Annotated in this window: 19 protein-coding genes and 3 tRNA genes; 14 read left to right on the top strand and 8 right to left on the bottom strand. The window is 67.1% G+C overall.

All coding sequences use genetic code 11. The annotated features are described in order from the left end of the window. Nucleotides 1-23: 23 nt before the first annotated feature. The 3 genes from J2S53_RS13255 to J2S53_RS13245 form a co-directional block, all read right to left on the bottom strand. Nucleotides 24-809: a GNAT family N-acetyltransferase gene (locus tag J2S53_RS13255; RefSeq protein ID WP_456241210.1), complete on the bottom strand. Its 786-nt coding sequence runs from the start codon at nt 807-809 to the stop codon at nt 24-26. Nucleotides 810-899: 90 nt separating this feature from the next. Beyond that, a complete protein-coding gene (locus J2S53_RS13250) occupies nt 900-1640 on the bottom strand; it encodes a pentapeptide repeat-containing protein (protein WP_456241209.1) in 741 nt (246 codons plus the stop codon). Continuing rightward, on the bottom strand, nt 1585-2001 hold the full coding sequence (locus J2S53_RS13245; RefSeq protein ID WP_456241208.1) for a hypothetical protein: 417 nt from the start codon (nt 1999-2001) through the stop codon (nt 1585-1587). The genes J2S53_RS13250 and J2S53_RS13245 overlap by 56 nt, the downstream gene beginning before the upstream one ends. A gap of 216 nt (nt 2002-2217) precedes the next feature. Between J2S53_RS13245 and J2S53_RS13240 the strand changes: the two genes are divergently transcribed. Further along, nucleotides 2218-3129, top strand: coding sequence for a haloalkane dehalogenase (locus J2S53_RS13240; protein ID WP_456241207.1), 912 nt, complete (start codon nt 2218-2220; stop codon nt 3127-3129). A 213-nt stretch (nt 3130-3342) separates the two neighbouring features. On the opposite strand, the gene J2S53_RS13235 is transcribed toward J2S53_RS13240, so the two are convergent. Together J2S53_RS13235 and J2S53_RS13230 are read right to left on the bottom strand one after the other, a co-directional pair. Further along, nucleotides 3343-4953 carry a solute symporter family protein gene (locus J2S53_RS13235; protein ID WP_456241206.1) on the bottom strand — a complete coding sequence of 537 codons (1611 nt, stop codon included), beginning with the start codon at nt 4951-4953 and terminating at the stop codon, nt 3343-3345. Further along, on the bottom strand, nt 4950-5369 hold the full coding sequence (locus tag J2S53_RS13230) for a DUF485 domain-containing protein (RefSeq protein ID WP_130468383.1): 420 nt from the start codon (nt 5367-5369) through the stop codon (nt 4950-4952). Before J2S53_RS13230 ends, J2S53_RS13235 begins: the two co-directional genes overlap by 4 nt. A gap of 795 nt (nt 5370-6164) precedes the next feature. Between J2S53_RS13230 and J2S53_RS13225 the strand changes: the two genes are divergently transcribed. The 4 genes from J2S53_RS13225 to J2S53_RS13210 are packed head-to-tail and all read left to right on the top strand — an operon-like array spanning nt 6165 to nt 11490. Further along, complete coding sequence (locus J2S53_RS13225) at nt 6165-9779, top strand: nitrate- and nitrite sensing domain-containing protein (RefSeq protein WP_456241205.1); 3615 nt, start codon at nt 6165-6167, stop codon at nt 9777-9779. Between the two features lie 59 nt (nt 9780-9838). Beyond that, a complete protein-coding gene (locus J2S53_RS13220) occupies nt 9839-10279 on the top strand; it encodes a roadblock/LC7 domain-containing protein (RefSeq protein WP_092925935.1) in 441 nt (146 codons plus the stop codon). A 7-nt stretch (nt 10280-10286) separates the two neighbouring features. Beyond that, entirely contained in the window at nt 10287-10904 is a 618-nt protein-coding gene (locus J2S53_RS13215; protein WP_092976608.1) for a DUF742 domain-containing protein, read from the top strand. Beyond that, nucleotides 10885-11490 carry a GTP-binding protein gene (locus tag J2S53_RS13210; RefSeq protein ID WP_456241204.1) on the top strand — a complete coding sequence of 202 codons (606 nt, stop codon included), beginning with the start codon at nt 10885-10887 and terminating at the stop codon, nt 11488-11490. Before J2S53_RS13215 ends, J2S53_RS13210 begins: the two co-directional genes overlap by 20 nt. A gap of 86 nt (nt 11491-11576) precedes the next feature. On the opposite strand, the gene J2S53_RS13205 is transcribed toward J2S53_RS13210, so the two are convergent. Beyond that, nucleotides 11577-11894 (bottom strand): hypothetical protein, encoded by a 318-nt coding sequence (locus J2S53_RS13205; RefSeq protein WP_456241203.1) that lies wholly within the window; start codon nt 11892-11894, stop codon nt 11577-11579. 185 nt (nt 11895-12079) lie between these two features. On the opposite strand from J2S53_RS13205, the gene J2S53_RS13200 reads away from it, so the two are divergent. Next, nucleotides 12080-12346, top strand: coding sequence for a hypothetical protein (locus J2S53_RS13200; RefSeq protein ID WP_092976602.1), 267 nt, complete (start codon nt 12080-12082; stop codon nt 12344-12346). Between the two features lie 302 nt (nt 12347-12648). Here J2S53_RS13200 and J2S53_RS13195 read toward each other — a convergent pair whose 3' ends face one another. Continuing rightward, nucleotides 12649-13071, bottom strand: a complete 423-nt coding sequence (locus J2S53_RS13195) for a TIGR03668 family PPOX class F420-dependent oxidoreductase (RefSeq protein ID WP_456241202.1) — start codon at nt 13069-13071, stop codon at nt 12649-12651. 28 nt (nt 13072-13099) lie between these two features. Between J2S53_RS13195 and J2S53_RS13190 the strand changes: the two genes are divergently transcribed. The 7 genes from J2S53_RS13190 to J2S53_RS13160 all read left to right on the top strand — a co-directional run bounded on the left by J2S53_RS13190 (nt 13100) and on the right by J2S53_RS13160 (nt 18946). Next, the gene (locus J2S53_RS13190; RefSeq protein ID WP_456241201.1) at nt 13100-14086 is read left to right on the top strand and encodes an alpha/beta fold hydrolase; all 987 of its coding nucleotides are present in this window, start codon (nt 13100-13102) and stop codon (nt 14084-14086) included. A 423-nt stretch (nt 14087-14509) separates the two neighbouring features. Beyond that, nucleotides 14510-17167 carry a putative bifunctional diguanylate cyclase/phosphodiesterase gene (locus tag J2S53_RS13185; RefSeq protein WP_456241200.1) on the top strand — a complete coding sequence of 886 codons (2658 nt, stop codon included), beginning with the start codon at nt 14510-14512 and terminating at the stop codon, nt 17165-17167. Between the two features lie 172 nt (nt 17168-17339). Then, nucleotides 17340-17412 (top strand) — tRNA-Thr (locus tag J2S53_RS13180). Nucleotides 17413-17494: 82 nt separating this feature from the next. Beyond that, a tRNA-Met gene (locus tag J2S53_RS13175) sits at nt 17495-17566 on the top strand. A 100-nt stretch (nt 17567-17666) separates the two neighbouring features. Beyond that, nucleotides 17667-17837, top strand: a complete 171-nt coding sequence (gene rpmG / locus J2S53_RS13170; protein ID WP_084133824.1) for a 50S ribosomal protein L33 — start codon at nt 17667-17669, stop codon at nt 17835-17837. Nucleotides 17838-18065: 228 nt separating this feature from the next. After that, nucleotides 18066-18530, top strand: a complete 465-nt coding sequence (locus J2S53_RS13165; protein WP_456241199.1) for an FAS1-like dehydratase domain-containing protein — start codon at nt 18066-18068, stop codon at nt 18528-18530. Next, entirely contained in the window at nt 18527-18946 is a 420-nt protein-coding gene (locus J2S53_RS13160; protein WP_456241198.1) for a MaoC/PaaZ C-terminal domain-containing protein, read from the top strand. Before J2S53_RS13165 ends, J2S53_RS13160 begins: the two co-directional genes overlap by 4 nt. Nucleotides 18947-19426: 480 nt before the next feature. Here the strand turns inward: J2S53_RS13160 and J2S53_RS13155 are convergent, their stop codons facing one another. Next, nucleotides 19427-20662 (bottom strand): pyridoxal phosphate-dependent aminotransferase, encoded by a 1236-nt coding sequence (locus tag J2S53_RS13155; RefSeq protein WP_456241197.1) that lies wholly within the window; start codon nt 20660-20662, stop codon nt 19427-19429. A gap of 210 nt (nt 20663-20872) precedes the next feature. Between J2S53_RS13155 and J2S53_RS13150 the strand changes: the two genes are divergently transcribed. Continuing rightward, nucleotides 20873-20945: transfer RNA gene (locus tag J2S53_RS13150), tRNA-Trp, on the top strand. Nucleotides 20946-21015: the final 70 nt, after the last annotated feature.

The raw sequence follows: 21015 nt of genomic DNA, 5'->3' as shown, positions 1-21015 counted from the left end.
TTCCCGCCGCTGTGCCGATCGGTTCACGCCGTCCTCGTTCGGGCGGGGACCGTTTCGGTGACGGGCTTCGTGAGCTCCCGGTAGTGGTAGTTCGACCTCGTGACGAATCCCGCCCGCTCGTAGAGGTCGCGTGCGGCGAGGTTGTCGGCCGTCACCTGCAGCCAGGCGTGCTCGCTTCCCAGCTCGACGGCACGTTCCAACAGACCGTGAAGGATCGCGCTCGCGTGGCCGCCACGTCGCGCGTCGGGCCGGACCGCCATGCAGTACACCCCTGCCCAGGAACCGACCAGGGCGAGCCGTCCCACCGCGGCGGTGCCGTGCCGGTCCTCGCCCGCCGCGTACAACGCTTCACCACCGGTGAGTATCTCGTGGGCTATCGCCCGCGAATCGGGGTCGCCCCGGCCGTCCACCTCCCACCACAGCTCCAGCCAGGACGAGTCCGGTCGGTTCAACACCCGTACTTCGCGGTGGGGCGGTGGAATCCGGCGCAGTACGTCCGCGATCGGCGCGACCTGAACGATCGTCGGCGTTCGGACTTCGTATCCCCGTCGAGCCAGTGCGGAGTCCAGACCGGAGGGACGCGCGGCGGGGCCGACCTGGAACACGGGCGGCAGTCCGTGGCCGCGGTACAGCTCCTCGACGCGGCCGATGGCGTCGGCGAGGTCGTTCGGGCAGTGGACCGGCAGGACCGAGTTGGCCCGCCGCGTCACTCCGTCGGAGAGCCGCGCGATCCAACCGTCGACCGTCGTCTCCCGAATCGCGGGCCATCCCCGTCGCATGAGCTTCTCCAGCTCGGCGAGTGAGATCACGGATTGAGCATAGTGATGCAACGAGGTGCATTTCTACGCGTTTCGCTGGGTCGTTTCGTTGGGTCGTTTCGCTGGGTCGTTTCGCTGGGTTCAGCCCTGCATCCGCCGGATCGTGTCGCGACTGTCCGAAGTGGATCGCTTACCGGCGGAACCCACCGCCGAGCCGAGCTCCCCAGGGGATACCAGCTGGTCCCGAGTCCTTTCCTCCGCCGCATCCGACGGTTCCCCGTCCTGGCTCCCAGGTCTTTCGTACTCTCCCGGAGCACTGCCGGGCAGTGGCGGACCTTCCCCGGACGAAGGTTTCGACGGCGCTTCCCGGTCCGAATCCGCCGTCCGGACGTCCCGGAACGAGGACGCCCCGTGCAACACCGCCCCCGACAGGCTCAGCCACTCCTCGAACACCGCCCGGTCGAAATCGGCCTCGGCGTGGAACTCCGTGCGGTCCAGCCGTACGAACCGCCGGAACGTGGTGTCGGCGAACCACGCCTCGTGTTGGAACACCGTCTCCCTGGCGCGAACCTGCCCGGTGAACTCGGCCCGGTCGAACACGGCGGGGCCGAGAAACCGCGCGCGGTCCAGCCGCACGTGATGCACCCGGCAGTCCACCAGGTTCCAGTCCTGCAGGGTCGCGGTGGTCAGGTCGAGACTGATGTCGTGCCAGAACTTCGGATTGGTCGGCTCCCCGCTCGCGTCCGGATCCGGTCGGAGGTGGGAGCAGATCAGCCGCTGCGCGGTACGCCTCACCTGCTCCTCCTGCTGCTGCTCCTCCAGCTCGTCACCCGCCTCTAGGCCGTTGATCGGCACGAGCAGCGAGGGTTGTGCGCGGTTCATCCGGCGGGTGGGCGGACGCAGTCCCAGCCGCCGCGCCCGGCCGGTGTTCCGCGTGCCGCTCGGTGGCGTCGTGTCTGGCGTCGGCAGCCGCTCGTTCCTTCTGGTCGAGCGAGAGCTCGGTGGCCCGCTGCCTGCGTGCGGCCAGCAGCAGTGCGACCCCTCCACCGGTTCCCAGCACGATGCTGCCCGCGACCTTGACGGTTTCCAGCCGGGCCTTGTCCCGATCGCTGCCGCTGCCGAACGACTCCAGCAGCAACCACATCGACAGGCTCGCCACCAACAGCAGCACGAGAGCGCCCACCCAGATGGTCCAGGCGGGCATGACCGGAGTGCGCCTGGCCGTCGTGGTGCCGTTGGACATCGTGGGCCGGGACTCCTGGAGGTGTTGTCCGCAGCCGGGACACCCCGGGCGCCCCGGAAATTCCGGCGAGAGCTCGGAACCGAGCCTTTCCCGAGATTAGCACCGTTCCGGCACCTCGTGTGGCGGTTCGGGAGCACTGAGTGTTCCCGGTTCCGGGGCTTGTGGAACGGAGCGGTTCCGTGGACGCCGTCACGAAAGCGGTTGTAGCGTCACCGCATGCGTGTACTGACCACTCCCGAAGAGGGTTTCGCCGGCGTCGTCGGCTTCGAGCACCGCCCCCACCACGTCGAGCTGTCCGATCAGGACGGCGGAACGCTGCGCATGGCCTACGTCGCGGCCGGTCCGGCGGACGGCCCGACGGTGCTGCTGCTGCACGGGGAGCCGAGCTGGTCCTTCCTCTACCGCGACGTCATGTCGGTGCTGGCGGAGGCGGGCATCAGGGCCATCGCTCCCGATCTCGTCGGTTTCGGTCGTTCGGACAAGCCGTCCGAGATCGGCGACCACAGCTACGCGCGGCACGTCGAGTGGCTGCGCCAGTTCGCCTTCGACGTGCTCGACCTGCGTGAGCTCACCCTGGTGGGGCAGGACTGGGGCGGGCTGCTGGGACTGCGGCTGCTCGCGGAGCACCCGGACAGGTTCTCGGGTGCTGTAGCGGCCAACACCGGCATGCCCACCGGCGATCACGACATGCCCGAGGTGTGGTGGCGGTTCCGCAGGGCCGTGGAGCAGGCGGAAACCCTCGACGTCGGACGGCTGGTGGCGAGCGGATGTGCCCGACCGATGTCGCCGGAAGTACGCGCCGCCTACGACGCGCCGTTCCCGGACGAGTCCTACAAGGCCGGGCCGCGCGCCATGCCGGGCCTGGTGCCGACCAACCCGGACGATCCGGCCACCGAGGCGAACCGTGCCGCGTGGCGAGCGCTGGCGGCGGACGACACACCCGTGCTGACCGCGTTCAGCGACAGTGATCCGATCACCGCGGCCATGGGGCCGGTGCTGCGCAAACTGCTGCCGGGCGCTGCCGGACAGCGACACGCGACCATCGCGGAAGCCGGTCACTTCCTCCAGGAGGACGCGGGCGCCGAACTGGGCCGCGTAGTGGCCGAGTTCGTGCGCCGTTCGGACTGAACACCGGCGGAGCCGAACGCGGCCAGCGCGGAACGGTGTCGGAACCCCTGACGGTGTCGGAACCCCTGACGGCGCCGGAACCGGACGGGGCGGTGCGGTTCCGGCGCGAGAGGCGGCGGCACGAGACCCGGCGGCACGAGACCCGGCGGGGGCCGCACCGAGCGACCCCCGCGGAAACCGGGCCGACGAGATCCCGCCGACCACGGCGACCCGTCAGTGCACCACGTCCCGCGAACCGATACCGGTCAGCGAGCGCACCTTCATCGCGTCGAAGTCCTCCGGATCGGCGGAACGCGGCCGTACGAGGGTGCCGATGACACCGCACAGGAACGACATCGGGATCGACACGAGACCCGGGTTGCTCAGCGGGAAGAAACTGAAGTCCACCGAGGGGAAGACGGAGTCGGCGGACCCGGAGAACACCGGGGAGAACAGCATGAGCAGCAGACAGGACGCGAGCCCGCCGTACATCCCCCACAGGGTTCCGCTGGTGTTGAACCGCTTCCAGAACAGCGTGAACACCAGAGTGGACAGGTTCGCGGAGGCGGCGATCGCGAAGGCCAGTCCCACGAGGAAGGCGATGTTCTGCCCGTTGACCAGGATTCCACCCAGGATGGCCGCGACACCTATGACCATCGCGGTGATGCGCGCCACCCTGACCTCGGAGGCCGGGTCGGCCTTGCCGCCGCGCATCACGTTGGCGTAGAAGTCGTGCGCGAACGAGGCGGACGCCGTCAGGGTCAGGCCCGCGACCACGGCGAGGATGGTCGCGAAGGCCACCGCGGAGATCACACCGAGTAGTACCGTCCCGCCGATCTCGTAGGCTAGCAGCGGAGCGGCGGAGTTCTCGCCACCCGGCGCGTTGTTGATGGTCTCGGTACCCACCAGTGCCGCCGCGCCGAATCCGATGACCAGCGTGCAGAGGTAGAACAGCGACATCAACCAGGTGGCCCACACGACCGATCGGCGCGCTTCCCGCGAGTTCGGCACCGTGTAGAACCGCATCAGCACGTGGGGCAGTCCGGCCACGCCGAGCACCAGGGCCATCGACAGCGATACGAAGTCCAGCTTCGTCAGTGCGCTTTCGCCGTACTGGGCGCCCGGGGCGAACATGCCTTCGCCGAGCGGGTTGTTCTCGGCGGCGCGCTGCATCAGGCTGCTGAAGTTGAAGCCGAACTTGCCCAGCAGGAAGAGTGTTATCAGTGCCACCGACAGCAGCAGCATGACCGCTTTCAGTATCTGCACCCACGTGGTGCCCTTCATGCCGCCGATGAGCACGTAGCCGACCATGACCACGCCGACCACGGCGATCACCAGGGCCTGTCCCGCACCGCTGTGAATGTCCAGCAGCAGGGCCACCAGATCGCCCGCTCCCGCCATCTGCGCGACCATGTAGGCGATCGTGATGAACAGGGTGGAAACGGCGGCCGCGGCGCGCACCGGACGTCGGCGCATCCGGAAGCTGAGCACGTCGCCCATGGTGAACCGGCCGGTGTTGCGCAGTCGCTCCGCGACCAGCAGCAGGTTCACCAGCCAGGCCACGAGAAAGCCGATCGAGTAGAGGAACCCGTCGTAGCCGTGTACCGCGATGGCACCGGCGATGCCGAGGAACGAGGCAGCGGACAGGAAGTCACCGGAAAGCGCGACTCCGTTCTGCGCACCGGAGAAGGTTCCCCCCGCCGCGAAGTAGTCGCTGGTGTTCCCGCTGCTGCTGGCCCGGTAGGCGATCAGCAGTGTGAGCAGAATCAACCCGGCGAACACGCTGATGTTGACGACGGGGCTGGTGTCGCCGAGCGGGGACTGCTGTTGCGCCAGTGTGTTCACGGCTGACCACCACCGGCGGTCTCCCGCAGCTTGTCCACCTCGGGATCCACCCGCCGCTCGGCGAACTTGACGTAGAGCGTGGTGATCAGGAGCGTGGAAACGAACTGTCCGACCCCGAACAACAAGCCGACATTGATGTTGCCGAAGACCGGTTCGCCCATGAAGTCCGGCGCGTAGGCGGCCAGTAGTACGTACCCGAGATACAGGACGAGAAACAACACGGTCATCGGCAACACGAAGCGCTTCAGCCGTGAACGCAGTTCACCGAATTCCGCCGATCCCGCAATTCCGGCGAAATCGGGGCCGGTTTTTCCGCCGAGTGCCGCGCTTTTCTCGATACCGCCGAAGGAAGCATGCGTTTTCTCGCTTCGCTCCCCGTGCCGCGCGCGCAGTGGTGGTGGCGTCGTGTTGCTCATGCGCCCTTCTTCCGAAGCCGGTGAACTGTGTCGGTGGGGTTGTGCCGATTCGGTGTGTTCGGGACGACCACGTCGACAGCCGACGCGAATCGCGACGCCTCCCGGCCGTGGTGTCGGCCCGCCGGAGCCTGTCCGGTCAGCGCAACATACTACGTCCTTGTTCCCGCTATCGGGGGAATCCTGTTGCTTCCTCCGCCGTAGTTGGACGGATGTACAGTCCGGACTCCGGGGCATGGCCGAGGGGTCTCGCTCTGTCGTGTCGCAGCTCATGGGCCATTACCGATGAGTACCACAGTGGCTCGACGGCGTCGCACCTGTCCCGGTTTTCACAGTCGGTCGAACACGCTAGGATAATGCGGTTCGACACCTTGTGCGAACTTTCTCCGTCCTTCGTGTGTCACGCTGCCGGGCAAACCCAAAACATGATCTTGTATGTGCCCGGATGTCCTGTTCAGGCGGGCGGGGTGGAAAAGTCGCCCCGCGATCGGTACCTTGTCCGCTATCTTTACAATCCGAGATGGCCACAAGCCGCGCGTCACCCGTTCGAAAAGGCTGGTGAAGTGACCCTCGCGGTACGCGACTATTGGTGACGGAGCGTATTGTGGGGATCACGCCCGCCCAGAATATCGCGTACCGAAGTGATCCGGGATGCGCTCGGAGGGACTCGGAGAACACGGGGATATGCCTTCACTCGGCCGGGTGGCACAGGCGCCGTTCTCCTACGATTTGTTCGTTCGGAAGGGACCGCACCGTGACAGAGCAGGACGAACGACAGCTTGACTTTCGGGAGCTTTCGTGAGTGCGGCGGCACGACGGGCGAAGCGGGAACAGGTCCGAGACACCCGAGCCGCGCGGAACAGGCCCGGTGGTGCGCGGCGAGCCTCACTGCGCGACTGGCGGAACTGGCGGATCCCGGTCAAGCTCGGGGCCGTCGTGCTCGTTCCGGTCGTGTTCGTGCTCGCGCTCGGTGTCTTCCAGATCAACGACGAGGTTTCCCAGGCGAATCGTTACAAGGAGATCAGCAGGCTCACCGAGGCGCGGGACAGCATCCAGCCGCTGCTGACCGGACTGCAGACCGAGCGCACCAGGGCCGCCGAGCTGCTCGGTGAGGCCCCCGGCGCGCGCCAAGAGTACCAGAAGCAGTACGCGAAGGTCACCGAATTCGTGAAGAAGGCACCCCAGGTGCTGGACAACGTGCAGAAGTTCAGCCCGGTGACCTCGGCGCAGTTCGACCAACTCCGCGGGCAGCTCGGGAAACTGCGCGAACTGCGCGAGGGAGTGATGACCGGTTCGCTGCGGCCCGTCGACGCGATCGGCACCTACAACGAGATCATCAGTTCGTTGCTGTCGATGGAGCGCGCGGTCATCAACACCATCGACGATTCGAGGCTCTACAGCACGATCAGCGCGCTGCACGAACTCTCCAGGGCCGAGGACGAGATCCGGATCCAACGTGCCCTGGTGGACGCCGCGCTGCCCCGGAGCGATTTCACTCCCGACCTGACCGACGCGCTCAACGACTCCAGGGCCCGGCTGGACTCGCGGATAACCAGTTTCGAGTCCGTGGCCAACTCCGAGCCGAGACAGGCCAGGGAGGTCGTCAACAGCGACGTCATGCAGCGGTGGCTGGAGACCGAGGATCAGCTCATGCGGGCGATCCGGATCGACGAAGTGCGCTCCTCCCTGACGCTGGACCAGTGGAACCAGCTTTCCGACAATCTGATCAACAGCACCACCCAGGTGCGCTACGAGCTGTCGAAGCAGTTCAACCAGCGCGCTTACTCGTTGTACGACGAAGCCAGCGACCGGGCCGGACTGACCACCGTGATCATGGTCGCGGGGCTGATCGTGGCCGCGGCCATCATCGTCGTGATGGGGCGCAATCTGCTCAGGTCGCTGGATCAGCTGCGCCGCGGCGCGCTGCACGCCGCTGACGAGCAGTTGCCCCGTGCCGTCGACCGCATCCGGCACGGGTCCTCCGAATCCGATGTGGAGGTCGACGCGGTGCCGGTGCGGACCACCGAGGAGGTCGGTCAGGTGGCCCGCGCCTTCGACGAGGTCAACCGCCAGGCCCTTTACCTCGCCTCGGAGCAGGCGAACCTGCGGCGCGGTTACAGTGACTCCTTCGTCAACGTCTCCCGGCGCAGTCAGAGCCTGCTGGAGCGTCAGCTGCGACTGTTCGAGCAACTCGAGCACGACGAGGACGACCCGGACCAGCTGGCGACACTGTTCCGGCTCGACCACCTCGCCACCAGGATGCGGCGCAACAACGAGAACCTCATGGTGCTGTCCGGCAGCGACATGGCACGCCGGTTCACCCAGCCGGTGCAGCTGTCCGACGTGCTCCGTGCCGCGATCTCCGAGATCGAGCACTATCCCCGTGTGGTGGTGCAGTCGCCCCCGGCGGCCCGGTTGGTCGGCTACGCGGGCAGCGACCTGGTGCGGTTGATGGCCGAGTTGCTCGACAACGCCGCGAACTTCTCCTCCCCCGAGACCTCGGTCACGGTCTCCAGCCATCAGTCCGAGGACTCCTCGTTGACCATCGACGTGCTCGACCACGGGATCGGCATGGGGGAACAGGAACTCGCCGAGGCCAACGACCGGCTGGCCTCCTTCGACGAGTACGACCTGTCAACCTCCCGGCGAATGGGGCTGCTGGTCATCGCGCGGTTGGCGGGCAGGCACGGCATCACGGTGCGGTTGCACGGCGGGGACGACGTCGACGGAGTTCGCGCTACGGTCCGGATTCCGCCCGACCTGGTCATTCCCGACGGTTCCGCGCAGTCCACCGTGCGGTCCACGCCCGAGCCGAGCCCTTCCACCATCGAACAGCGGCTGTCCGCCCCCGGTCAGGACAGCTCCGGCAGCACCGCCACGGAGCAGCCGGGACAGCAGGGTGACGAGCGGTCCCGCAGCGGCGATGAACAGCACCGCAGCGGCGACGAACAGACCTCCGCGCCCCGTGCGAACGGGGCCAATGCCAACGGGGCCAACCGTCATCAGATCCTGGAAGGTGGTCTGCCCCGGTTCGATCTGGGGGAGCCCCCCTCGCTGCCGACCCAGCAGCGTGGTGGCTCCCCGGCGACTCCCACCCAGCCTCCGTCCCAGAGCGGTGACCGTTCCCGGCCTCCGGAGCAGGGGAACTCGCGGCCGCAGGCTCCGACACCGCCCTCCGCGCCGGTTTCCCAACCGGACCCCCCGGCCGCTGCCGAGCCGGTCCGCTCCGCGAGCCAGCAGTGGGATCCCCAGCAGCGGGCCCCCCAGCAGCGGGATCCGGAGCCGTCGGACAGGTTCCGCGGTCTCTTCGAACCTCCGGAGGGCCAGGAGTACGTGGAAAGCACCGAGGAGGACGAGTCGTCCGGGGCATCGCTGCACTTCGACGACTTCGCCTCGGAAGAGGGGCCGGAACAGCGTTACTCGGACAGCGCGCCGACCGTTGTTCACGCGATAGCCCCCCGAACCGGTTCACCCGCGATGCTCACCGACTCCGCACCACAGTGGTTCCACCCGTCACCCGAGGACGCCTATCACCAGACCTCCTCGGGGCAGTCCGGCACCGGTGAGTGGTCCTGGCCCACCGGCGAGGAGGACAACGACCGGCGAGTCCCGCACGAGAGGGGGGCCCTCGGCGAAAAGCTCCCCGGTGAAAGGCCCTCCAGCGACGGGCCCTCCAACGACAGGCCCGGCGACAGGGGAGTCCCCGCGGGGACGCCGGTTCCGCCGGGCAGCACGGAGGAGACCACACAACATCCCCGTGTGGAGGAACCCACCTCCGAGTCCCGTGCGGACCCGGGCGGTTTCACGCCCTCCGGTCTGCCGCGCCGCACGCCGCGCGGCCAGTCGAACGATTCCGGTGGTCGGTCCGGAGCCGCTCCCGACGGTCCGCGGGCCGGTGGGAACCCCGGTTCAGCCGCCGGTGGCAGAGGACTCAGCTGGATGGAAGAAGCCGAGCTCGAGAAGTCCTCGGACAGTGCCGCCTCCGGATTCCCCGGCGGCGGTTTCCCCGACCAGGGGCCGCGGCACGACCAGTCGCCCTCGACGGCACAGCATGCCGATGCCCCCGGAGCCGAAGCCAACCATCAGCTCGACGGACGAGCTCGACAGCAGCGGGATTCGTCGAGTTGGATCACTCGATCGGAGTCTCCGGTGAACGAGTCCTCCGCGTGGAACTTCGAAACCGACCAGGCACAGCAGGAAGCGGACGCGGCTGCGGACCCGCAGCCCTCGGACTACACCTCGGCGGGCTTACCCAGGCGAGTGCCCAAACAGCATCTCGCCCCTGGAAGCGCCCCACCACCGAGCGGTCAGAGTTCCGGGGCCCAGAACACGCCGGCGCCGGACGAGACCCGTGGCCGGTTGTCGAGTTTCCAGCAGGGTGTGCGTCGGGGCAGGCACAGCGCTGGGGAATAGATAGGTGGGGCCGAGTTCCGCCCGCTCAGCCACCGCCGAACCAAGCAAAAGGAGGCGACATGTCATCTCAGCAGGCGAAGATCGACCAGTTCAATTGGTTGGTCACCGATTTCACGGAGCGCGTGAGCGGAGTAGCGCACGCGATCGTGGTTTCGGCGGACGGGCTGCTGTTGACGTCTTCGGACAAGTTGCCGCGGGACCGAGCCGAACAGCTCGCCGCGGTGGCTTCGGGCTTGTTAAGCCTCACCCAGGGCGCCGCTCGATGCTTCGAAGCGGGGCAGGTCAAGGAGACCATAGTCGAGATGGACCGCGGCATGATGCTGCAGATGTCCATCAGTGACGGTTCCTGCCTGACCGTACTGGCGGCACCGCAATGCGACATGGGCCTGATCGCCTACGAGATGGCGATGCTGGTCGAGCGAGTCGGTCGAATTCTCACGCCCGAGCTGCGTTCGCAGTTGCAGGGTGCTGACAACTCCGTTTCAGAGCAATTGGTGTGAGGCCACCATGAGCAGGGATTCCGGCTACAACGAGCGTCGTTCCGACGAGGTCGGGCGGTGGTACGGGCGGGATGAGGAGCAGGACGTCGACGAGGCGACTTTCGCCGACGTCTACAACGGGCTCAATTTCGGCAGTGGGCGCGGCCGGAGCAAACGGAGGTCGGAGGAGCAGGAGGACGCACCGCGTCCACGGCGATCCGAGCGCACGCGTTCCGACAGCGCCCGGTCCGAGGAGTCGGTCGGTTGGGAGAACGAACCGATGAACCGGGCCGAAGAGGGGGAGGACACTCCAGCGGCCAGCATCCGTTCCTACGCGTGGACGGGGGGACGTACCAAATCCAATGTGGAACTGGAGCTGGAGACACTTATTTCCACCAGCGCGCAGTACCGTCCGGGCACACCCTTGCGGCAGGAGTACCAGTCAGTGGTACAGCTGTGCGGTCAGCCCCGGTCGGTTGCCGAGATCGGGGCGCTGCTTGGTGTGCCGTTCGGTGTGGCCAAGGTCCTGCTGGCGGATATGGCCGAACAGGGTCTGGTCGATATCCACCAGACCGTGACCGACAGCGGCAGTGAACCGCACATGATGTTGATGGAAAGGGTGTTGAGTGGACTCCGCCGGCTTTAAGGCGCCCCAGCAGACCGGAAAATCCTCCACCAGCTCGGCCAAGATCGTGGTGGCCGGTGGTTTCGGCGTGGGTAAGACGACCTTCGTCGGTTCGGTCTCCGAAATCGTTCCGCTCACCACGGAAGCGGTCATGACGGAGGCCAGCCAAGGGATCGACGACCTGGCCGCCACCCCGGGCAAGAACTCCACGACCGTGGCGATGGACTTCGGCCGGTTGTCGCTGGATGCCGATCTGATTCTCTATCTGTTCGGCACGCCGGGACAGCAACGGTTCTGGTTCATGTGGGACGACCTGGTGCGCGGTGCTATCGGTGCCGTCGTGCTGGTGGACACCCGCAGGCTGGCCGACTGCTTCTCGGCGATCGACTTCTTCGAGGACCGAGGTACTCCCTACGTCATCGGAGTGAACTGTTTCGACGGCAAGCTGCAGCACAGTATCGAAGAAGTGCGTGAGGCACTGGCAGTCAGCTCGGACGTTCCGTTGCTGAGTTGCGACGCGCGCGATCAGTCCTCCACCAAGGAGGCCCTGATCGCGCTGGTCCAGTACGCCATGAGCAAGTGGGTGTCCTCGGGCCGCAGCGCTTGAGCAGCTTCCGGCGCCGTATCTGGTCCCGGAGGACCAGCCGCCGTCTCGCGGGCCGCCGACTCGTTCGGTGGCCCGCGACGGTTCACTCAGTCCTGCCCGGTGCTGTCGCCGTACACCAGGTCGTCGGCTTGGCGCAGCCCCGCGTCCAACAGGTGCCGCTGCTCCGGGGGAAGCCGTTCCCTGAAGTCCGAACCGGCTGCCCGCACCAGCACCATGAGCTTCTTGCCCATCCCCCTCGCCTGGGTGAGCCGCACATCCGTGGCCGCCAGCATCTCTCGTGAGTCGTGGATCAGCTTGCGGTAGCGGTGATTGATCTCGGCGTACCGATCCACGACCTCGAACGCCTCGGCCAGCGGGGACAACCGCGCTGTCCGCACGCGGAGTTGATACGGATCCTGCTGCACACCGAAACCCTATTGAAGTTCTTCGACCGGGTCGCGGGGTGGCTCCGTACTCGGAGTCGTTCGGTGTTTCTCGTCACAGCCGCTGCCGTCGGTGGCGCGGCGGAGTCGTCGGTGGCGCGGCGGAATACTGTGGCCCGTCTCTCACCGTTCCGGGCAAGCGCGGCACGCGCCGTTAACGTGGCGGTGTGAGCATAGACCGGTTGCGTCGCGCCAGGCGGCGCCAGGCGCGACGCGACTCCTACGCACGACGCTTCGACGGCTCGGGACAGACCGTCACCGGCGTGGACGGGCTGTTCGAGGCGGGCAGCAAGTACCGACTGGAACGGGCCGAATGGGTGGCCGTCGCCAAGGAGGACGACAGGGAGAGCGGTGCGGGACCGCTGGATCTTCACTCCGGGCGCGTCCGGATGCGTCGCAGGTCCGAAGCCACGGGTTCGGAATCGGAAAAGTGAGTGACCCGGCCCATCGGTGACTCGACAGCAGCTGCGGCCGATCAGTAGTGTCGATTACGCGTCCCGCGCTCCCGGTGACCCCCAGGCCGGTTGAGCGCGGGACGCCTTGCGTGGGTCGTCCTCTCATCTTTCGTGGGTGGTGCTGTGGCGGAACCTCTCGCACGGCTCTCGCTGCGGGCCGGAGACATCGGGTAGGTACTACACAACGTCTCCGGCGTCCTCGCGAGAGCCGCACGGGAGAACCCGCGGCGGTGCCGACTGCCAGGGTGGTCGGAGTGCGGCGCGGCTCCGAGCATCCGCCGTCAGTCGGCCGCGGCGGCCCAGCCGGTGATCCGTTGTATCTCGATCAGTATCAGGCTCGCGACTGGTGGCCGCCGTCGGTACTGCTCGTACTTGTCACCCAGCGCTCGCACGGCTTCCGGAACGGTTTCGGCCGAGTGGATCGAAGCGGTGCCGTCCACGCGTACCCACCAGAGCTCGTCCCAGTTCTCCGAGTAGTGATCGGCCAGCACCGAGACCAACGGGTTCCGTTCGATGTTGCGCAGTCTGCGCAGCGAAGTGGTGGTCTTGGGTTTGTGGTCCACGGCCGTGGCGATCCGCCCCTCATCGGTCAGCGCGAATGTCACGGGAACCAGATGTGGCTGCTCGTCACGGCCCACGGTACCCAGCCGAGCGACGCGCGCCCGGTCGAACAGTCGGATTGCCTGCTCCCGGTCGATGCGCATGTGGCGATTCGCTCCGTATGTTCGTAATGTGTTCTCGGGTTCGCGAGCCAGGCCTCCCATAGGTTCGGCCGAAGCCGTCCCCGGGTATCTGGAGCACACGCACTGGCTGCGCTACCAGGAATTCTTCCCCGGGGCGCTGCGCAGCACCACCACGGATTCGCCCATCGAGCACTGGTGGTCCTGGCGCGGTGTCCCGCTGCACCTGGACGTCGTCCGGCGGGACGACGCGGCGGCCAAACTCCTGATGCTGCACGGTATCGGCGGTTACGGCAGGATGCTGGCTCCCTACGCCAAATTGCCCTCGTTGGTCGAATTGGAGTACGTGGCACCGGATCTTCCGGGGCACGGGTTGAGTCCCGCGGTCGATTCCCGCCTCACTTATCGGCACTGGGTGGACTGCGTGATCGATCTGATCGCGGCCGAGCGCGTCGCGGACCCTCGACCGGTGGTGCTGTTCGGGATGGGACTGGGCGGCTGGTTGGCCTATCAGGTCGCCGCCAGGGTGCCGGACCGAGTGGCCGCGTTGGTCGTCACCAGCCTGGCCGATCCGCGCGGTCCGGAAGTGCGTGACGGTCTGGTCGCCAATCCCGGCGCGGGGTTGTTGTCGGAGGCATTGGCCCGGGTGCCGGTGCTGCCCGCACCGCACCGGGTTCCGTTGCACTGGCTGCTCGACATCACCGCGGTTTCCGGCAACGCGCGGCTCGCCGCCACTTACTCCGCCGACGAGCTCGGCGGTGCCGCCACGATTCCGTTGCGGCTGTTCCGGAGTTACCTACGTCTGCCGCCCGCCGTTTCGCCCGCGAACTTCACCGCGCCACCGTTGCTGCTCGTCTCTCCCGAGGCCGACCGCTGGACTCCGGGTGTGTATTCCGAACGCTTTATGGGGCGGTTGAACGCACCGAAACGCTCGGTTCTCCTGCCCGAATCCGGTCACCTGCCCGGAGCGGAACCCGCACTGGCCGAACTGGACCGAGCGGTGCGGTACTTCTTCGAGGAGTTCCGGATACCGCACTGACGGGCTCGAGCCCGGAGCCGGCCGCGCGGAGAAGGGGCGGTGCGCTCCGTTCTTCGTCGAAGACCGGCCAGCGGGTAGCACCAACGTCGAGCGCCGGAAGCAGCGATTATTACTGAAAGTGTTAGATCGACACGTACCGTGCCCGCTCGAATGGGTTGCTGCGGCAAGGTTCACAGTGGTTTTCGGTTGCTGTGCGTGATCTCTTCCTGGTTCTGTTTCCCGGTGCGCTGTGTGTCCCTCGCTGATCTTTCCGTGTACTTCGGAGGATGAAGCGGCCACATTTAGTGGTGGGGTTTAGTAATCTGCTCGATGGTCCATCCACGATGGCACCAATCGAAGACTGGTCAAGCAGGGTTGTCGTGCGTCACGATCGACGCTGAGTAACGCGACCATGAAACGGGTCGCTTGGCGGGAGGAGCGTGGATGATCGAGCATCACCGCTCTTCGGAGTCGGGGTTGACCGCCGATGTTCCCCGCCCTCCGGTTCGCTCCGAAGTGTCGCCGCGAAGACGGCGCATCTTCCTGGGATTTTCACTTTCCGTGCTGCTGAGCGGGATGCTCGTCTCGCTGCTGGCAGCACTGTGGTTGCCGTTCCCCCGAGACCCCGATCTGCTGTTCATCGGTCCGCTGCTCGCGGTCGGGTTCCTGCTGGCCGAGCAACTCACGATCGACGTGGACGCCAAGCGGGTCGGCTGGACCATCTCCTTCACCGAGATCCCGCTCATTCTCGGGCTGCTGACCGCCCCGTTCGAAGTGGTGCTGGCGGCCAACCTCGTCGCGGGACTGGCGATGCAGGTACGCAAACGCGCGGCCAGTCATGTCGCGTACAACGCCGGGGTGCTGTGCTGGGAGATCGCCGTCCCGTTCCTGATCGCGGGCACGTGTCGCGGCGCGCTCGGTGAAGTGGTGCCGCTCTGGCTCTGTGCCGGGATCGGCGCCGCCAGCTCCTCGCTGATCAGTTGTGGTTGCGCCGTGGCCGCGCTGTACGCGCTGGGCAACGGAATGCGCGTGTCCGCGGGGCTGTTGCTCGGCGGCCGTACCCTCGTCGTCGGGCTGCTGAACACCTCCATCGGGCTCGTGGGGTACGAACTCGCGGTCAACACCCGTTGGGGCTGGGCGCTGGTGACGGTGCTCATGGCCGGCGTGCTGGCGCTCTACCGCGCCTACTCCGGGTTACTGCGCGAACAGCGCGACCTGGAGGCGCTCAGCGACGTGAGTCTGCGGGTCGCACGTTCCGGGCAGCACGCGGCACGAGTGCTGTCCGATTCGGACGCACCAGCCGTGAGTGCCATCGGTGAGCAGGTCTCGGTCGACGAGTGGGAACCGGTGGCCGAACGGATCAGGGAACAGCTCAATGCCACTCGTGTGGTGCTGCGCCTCTCGTTGGACCCCAGGGGAGAGGTCAGCACCCTGGTGGCGGGCAGTCCGCAGCCGGAGGAGATGAACACCGACGGGGCAACGCTGCTGCGCGAGTGCTCGATGCTGCAACTGCCGGGGACGCACGTTCGTTCCTTCCGCAGCGTCGACGCCCCGGAGGACATCCGCGGGGCGCTGAACCGCAGGGCGGCGCACGAGGCGCTGGTCGTGCCGCTGCGCGGTACGAACCAGCTGCTGGGTGCCATCGAGGTGCACGACAGGGTGAGCCGGTGGCGCGGATTCGGGCGCGCCGACATCAGGCTGCTGCACACCCTGGCGAGTCATCTGGCCACCGCGATGGACAACCGCAGGTTGTTGGCCCGGTTGCGCCACGACGCCTATCATGATCCGCTCACCGGGCTGCTCAACCGCACCGGTTTCCGCGAGATGTCCGCGGAAGCGCTGCAGGAGAGCACCGCCGTGGTGCTGCGCGTCGATCTCGAACTGCTCACCACGGTCAGTGAGGCACTCGGCTATGCCTGGGGCGACCGGATGATCGTCGCGGCGGGCAGGCGGATGCGCGAGTACCTCGGGGCGCACGTGCCGGTCGCACGGCTGGAGGCGAACTCCTTCGCGGTACTGCTGCAGGGGCACACCGAGGCACAGGCCGCGGAGATCGCGGGTGTGCTGCGCGAGTTGATAGCCGAGCCCTACCCGCTCGACAAGCTGGTGGTGGAGGCCACGGCCGTGGCCGGCTACGTCTCCTCCGTGCCCGCGGAGGAGGATACCGAGGGCGATGTGGACGTGCTGCTGCAACGTGCCGACGTGGCGGTGCGCGCCGCGCGCACCGGCGAGGACGGTGTGCGGGGCTACGTCCCGAGCATGGGACAGATCTTCCTGCGACGCTTCCAGCTGGTGACTCAGTTCCGGCAGGCGCTGGAGAGCGGTCAGATCGAGGTGCACTACCAGCCCAAGGTCGCGCTGCCCGGTAAGCGCATCGTCGGCGCCGAGGCGTTGGTGCGTTGGTCGCACCCGGAGTACGGGCGTCTCTCACCGGACGAGTTCGTGCCGGTCGTGGAGGCCACCGGGCTGGTGGACGCGCTCACCGAGTTCGTGCTGGAACGCGCGCTGATCCGCATCCGGGACTGGCTGGACCGGGGGTTGCGGCTTTCGGTGGCGGTCAACCTCTCGGTGCGCAACCTCGCCGACGAGACGTTTCCCGAGCGGGTGCGGGAGGCGTTCGACCGGCACGATGTGCCGCCCGGGTTGTTGACCTTCGAGCTGACCGAGTCCAGCGTGATGGCCGATCCGGACCGCTCGTTGCCGGTGCTGCGCAGACTGCGGGCGCTGGGCGTGGTGCTGGCGGTCGACGACTTCGGAACCGGCTACTCCTCGCTGGCGTACCTCCGACAACTTCCGGTCGACGAGGTAAAGATCGACAAGAGTTTCGTGCTCGGCATGGGGACCGATCTCAGCGATATGGCGGTGGTGCGTTCCATCGTCGAACTGGGGCACTCGCTGGAGCTGAGCGTGGTCGCGGAAGGGGTCGAGGACGACGCCGCCAGGGATCAGCTCGTGCGGATGGGGTGCGACACCGCGCAGGGATACCTCATATCCCGTCCGCTCTCCGAGGAGCGGTTCGAGTCGTGGCTGTGGGCACGGACCAGGCGGGAATACCCGAAGGGGGCTCCGGAGTTGGGTGAGACGGTGCTTCGGGTCAACTGATCGGATTCCTCCGAACGAGCTGTCCGAACGTTCGGTCGGTGTCTCCCGGTCGTTCGGTGAGTTCGCTCCGAGGCGTCGAGAGCATTGTTGACCTGCGGATATACCAAAAACCACCCCCGGTGCGGCGGCGGTGCGGATGTTGTGTAGAGTAGTAATCGCTCCGCGAGGGCACGCCCCAATAGCTCAGTCGGCAGAGCGTCGCCATGGTAAGGCGAAGGTCTACGGTTCGAGTCCGTATTGGGGCTCTGTGGGATGGCCGCGGCACTCGGTTAAACTGGGTGCTGCGGCTGTCTTGTGAAGGTACTGTGTACCAGCGGATGTCCGCGAGGCGGTGTAGCTCAGGGGCAGAGCAAACGGCTCATAATCGTTGTGTCGCCGGTTCGAATCCGGCCACCGCTACTCCTGCGGCTGAAATGCCGCCCGGCCCGGGGCGGTATACACGTGGAGTGAACCGGACGGCATCCTCGTCCGGTTCCAGACACGAGAGAGAGGTCTCCCCGTGGCTAAGACGCCCACCGATATTCGCCCCAAAATCACTCTTGCGTGTGAAGAGTGCAAGGAGCGCAACTACATCACCAAGAAGAACCGTCGCAACGACCCGGATCGCATGTCGCTGAAGAAGCACTGCCCGCGTTGCAATGCTCACCGCGAGCACAAGGAGACCCGCTGAGTTCTCGCCGAGCCCTTCGGGGTTCGGGCCGGGATCGCTCGCGGAACGGTGTCCCCGGAGCCACTCGACCGGAGTCGGTTGAGCAGGGCCCGGGTCGACGACCTTTCGGAAATCCTCCTGACCGCTTCGGTGATCGGGCGTCTCGACCAGGGGTCGAGAGGACTCGGGAAACCCGCTCCGGCTCCCGCCGGGGCGGGTTTCTTTTCGTGCTGCGGTAACCTGCGGGTTGTGCCGCTCGACGAAGGATTCATCGGACGTGAGTACCCGCCCAGCGACCCCTATGAGGTCGGGCGGGAGAAGATTCGCGAATTCGCGGAGGCGATCAAGGACGATTCGCCGCTGTACCGCGACACCGAGGCCGCCAAGGCCGCCGGTTACCCGGACGTGATCGCTCCGCCCACGTTCGCGATGCGGCTGTCCGTGCTGGCGCAGGAAGCCGTGGTCGAGGATGAGCAGCTGGGGCTGGACTACAGCCGCGTCGTGCACGGGCACCAGGCGTTCCGGCACCACCGGCCGATCCGTGCCGGGGACGTGCTGGTGGCCGTGGCCCACGTGGACGACATCAAGGCACGTGCGGGCAACGACTTTCTCACCGTGCGTGCCGAGATCGGCACGACCGAGGGGGAGCCGGTTTGTACCGCCACGTCCACGCTGGTGGCTCGTGGCACGGCCGAGGAGGGAGATCAGGCGTGACGACGACGCTGTCGCCGGTCGCGAAGGGCGACCGGTTGCCCGAGTCCAGCGTTTCGATCACCAGAACGGATCTGGTGCGGTACGCGGGGGCCTCGGGTGACTTCAACCCGATTCACCACAGTGACTCGTTCGCCCGTGAGGTAGGTCTTCCGGAGGTGATCGCGCACGGCATGCTCACCATGGCGTTGGCCACCAAGTTGGTCACCGACTGGTTGGGCGATCCCGGGCGGATCATCGAACACGGGGTTCGGTTCACTCGCCCGGTCGAAGTTCCCGACGACGGGCACGGGGCCACGGTTGAGCTCTCCGGCAAGGTCGCCGACGTGGGCGAGGAGGGCACCGCGAAGATCAACATCACCGCCAAGTGCGCCGACCAGGGTGTGCTCGGCGGCGCCTACGCCTTGGTGAGGCTGTGACCCGCTCTGGCGCGGTGGTCGGTTAGCCGGCACGTGAGTCGGCGCCTTGCTTCGTTGGGCCGGCTCTTGAGTAGCGACCTACGCGGCGAGCGGCCCGGCCTTGCAATGCATCCGACTCACGCACCGGGGACACCCGCGCGGCGTCGCTCGTGCTCGCTTCCCGATGGGGGTCTTCGGGGGCGGCGATTTCGCGAGAAATTGACACCCCCGAGCAGCGGGCGGGCCCGGGCTCCGTCAATTTCCCACGAAATCGCCGGGCCAACAGAGCCGACGATCAGCCACCCTCCCACCACTCCCGCGGGCCGAGCTCCCACCACTTACGCAATCGGCGCCGCCGCGGGTTCTCCGGTGCGGCTCTCGCGAGGAAGGCCCGACGTTGTGTAGGTCGCTACCCGATGTCGGGCCTCCCCGCAGCGAGAGCCGTGCCAGAGGTTCCGCCGCTGAACCAGCTACGGAAACCGAGCGGCTTACCCCGGTACCTCACTTGGCTTCGGAGAGGAGGGCGGTCATCCGGCGGACACCCTCGGCGAGATCCTCGTCGCCGAGCGCGTAGGACATCCGGAAGTAGCCGGGCGTTCCGAACGCCTCGCCCGGCACCACGGCCACCTCGGCCTGCTCCAGGACGAGCTCGGCGAGTTCGGTGCTGGTCCGCGGCCGGACTCCGCGTATCTCCTTGCCGAGCAGTTCCTTGACGGACGGGTAGGCGTAGAACGCGCCCTTCGGCTCCGGACAGCTCACACCGGGGATCGAACCGAGCATCTCCACTATGGTGCGCCTGCGCCGATCGAATGCCTCGCGCATCTCGGCCACCGCGTCCAGCGGTCCGCTCACGGCCTGCAGCGCGGCCCGCTGCGAGACGTTGGACACATTGGACGTCAGGTGGGACTGCAGGTTGGTCGCGGCCTTGATCACGTCGGTCGGGCCGATCATCCACCCGACGCGCCAGCCGGTCATCGCGTAGGTCTTGGCGACCCCGTTGAGCACCACGCACCTGTCGGCCAGCTCCGGCACCTCCACCGGCATGGAGACGTGCCTGGCGTCGCCGTAGACCAGGTGTTCGTAGATCTCGTCGGTGACGACCCAGAGATCGTGCTCCACCGCCCACCGGCCGATCTCGGCGACCCGCTCGGGCGGGTAGATCGCCCCGGTCGGGTTGGAGGGCGAGTTGAACAGCAGCATCCTGGTGCGCGGGGTGCGAGCGGCTTCCAGCTGCTCCAGCGTCGCGAGGTAACCGGTCGACTCGTCCGTGGGGACCTCGACGGGGACCCCGCCCGCCAGCCTGATGGCCTCCGGGTAGGTGGTCCAGTACGGCGCGGGGAGCAGCACCTCGTCGCCGGGATCGAGCAGGGTGGCGAACGTCTGGTACACGGCCTGCTTGCCGCCGTTGGTCACCAGCACCTGGTTCGGCTGGATCACGTGGTTCGAGTCGCGTGCGGTCTTGGTGACGATCGCCTCACGCAGTTCGGGCAGTCCCGACGCCGGGCTGTAGCGGTGGTTGCGCGGCTCGGAGCACGCCTCCGTCGCCGCGCGCACGATCGGTTCCGGGGTGGGGAAGTCCGGTTCACCGGCGCCGAATCCGATGACCGGGCGTCCCTCGGCCTTGAGTGCTTTGGCCTTCGCGTCCACGGCCAGGGTGGCCGATTCGGCGATCGCGCCGACTCGGGCCGAGACGCGGGATTCGGTGGTCGAGCTTGCCTGTGTTCCGGGTGCGGCCATGTCCGCATCGTCGCAGACGCGTGTCGCGTCGTACGAACCGTGCCCACCGAGGATGTCGGATTCGGGGACGGGGTTGGAAATCCACTTCGGTGATGTCGTACACTCTCGTACTCGGGAAGCCCGCACGGGTCGATCGTGCCGGACCCGCTCACGGTGCGGTGTCGGTCGGGACGTAGGGTGTACCGATGTGGTCGGGACGACCGATCGCGGAGGGGTGTAGCTCAAGTGGCAGAGCAGCGGTCTCCAAAACCGCAGGTTGCGGGTTCAAGTCCTGTCACCCCTGCGTCGATGTTGACGGTGAGCGGAGGAAGTGGACGGTGTCGGCCGTGCGAGTCTCGGTGACCACCACTGAC

The sequence above is a fragment of the Actinopolyspora lacussalsi genome (assembly GCA_030803735.1).
Classification (GTDB): domain Bacteria; phylum Actinomycetota; class Actinomycetes; order Mycobacteriales; family Pseudonocardiaceae; genus Actinopolyspora; species Actinopolyspora lacussalsi.
This window is presented reverse-complemented; position numbering and strand designations above follow the sequence as displayed.